This is a genomic window from Candidatus Pelagibacter sp. (assembly GCF_052049815.1).
Lineage (GTDB): Bacteria > Pseudomonadota > Alphaproteobacteria > Pelagibacterales > Pelagibacteraceae > Pelagibacter.
Window position 1 is genome coordinate 1 of the sequence record NZ_JBNGZG010000093.1, and the last position, 1,215, is coordinate 1,215.

The 1,215-nt window shown below is 21.8% G+C and carries 1 protein-coding gene; it reads left to right on the forward strand.

From position 1 onward, the window contains the following. The first annotated feature begins 108 nt into the window (after positions 1 to 108). Positions 109 to 1,080 (forward strand): glucose-6-phosphate isomerase, encoded by a 972-nt coding sequence (locus ACTT9D_RS07375; RefSeq protein WP_440931135.1) that lies wholly within the window; start codon positions 109 to 111, stop codon positions 1,078 to 1,080. The last annotated feature ends 135 nt before the right edge of the window (positions 1,081 to 1,215 follow it).

The window sequence follows — 1,215 nt, forward strand, 5'->3', positions numbered from 1 at the left end:
ACATGTGTCTAAGAGACAGCTATTATTCAATCCTTATCAAATAATTATAAAGATAAATATAATTTCAAAAAATATAAAAAAATTACCAAAGATTTAGATTTAAAAATAATTGGAATGGGCGGTTCTATTTTAGGCGCTAAAGCTATATATGATTTTTTAAATCATAAGATCAAAAAAAAAGTAATATTTATTGACAACTTAAGTGATCAAAAAATAGAAACTAAAAAAAAGTACTTAAATCTAGTTATTTCTAAATCTGGCAATACATTAGAGACTATATCAAATTTAAATTTGAATTTAAAAAAAAAAGACAAAAATATTTTTATTACAGAAAACAAACCTAGTGAGTTAACTACTATAGCTAAAAAATTAAAGTCAGAAATAATCGAGCATAATAATTTTATAGGAGGGAGATATTCTGTTTTATCCGAAGTAGGCATGCTGCCCTCTGAAATAATGGGATTAAATCCAAAAAAATTTAGACAACTTGACAACTTAATTAAAAATAAAAACTTTTTAAATTCACTAATTTTAAATGTTCAAAATATTTTAAAGCATTATGAAAACAAAAAATATAATTCAGTTATTATAAATTATAGTAACAGATTAGATGGTCTATTTAATTGGTATCAACAATTAGTTGCAGAAAGTTTAGGTAAAAAGAATAAAGGAATATTACCTATGATTTCAAAAATGCCAAAAGATAATCATAGTGTAATGCAATTGTATTTAGATGGCAAAAATATTAATTTTTACACTTTCGCCTTTGTACATGAGAAAAAATCAAATTTTATTAAGAATTCAAATTTGTTAAATGATTTTAAATTTTTAAGAAACAATTCTGTAAATAAAATTCTTTCTATTCAAAAAAAAGCTACAGAAAATGTTTTCTTTAAAAGAAAAAAACCTTTTAGAACTTTTGAGATAAAAAATATCAATGAAGAATCTATAGGTGAATTATTTTGTTTCTTTATTTTAGAAACAATTCTTTTAGGGCGTGCTTTAAATGTAAATCCTTACGATCAACCATCTGTTGAATTAATAAAAAAAGAAACAAAAAAAATTTTTGGCTATAGATAATTTCCAAATATTATTTTTGAAATCCCATAAACTCTTTCTTCAATTATGTTAAAGTTTTTTGGAAATTCATCTTTTTCTTTTTTATGTCGATGAACAATTATTATTCCATTTTTTTTTATTATTTTTTTTGAATAG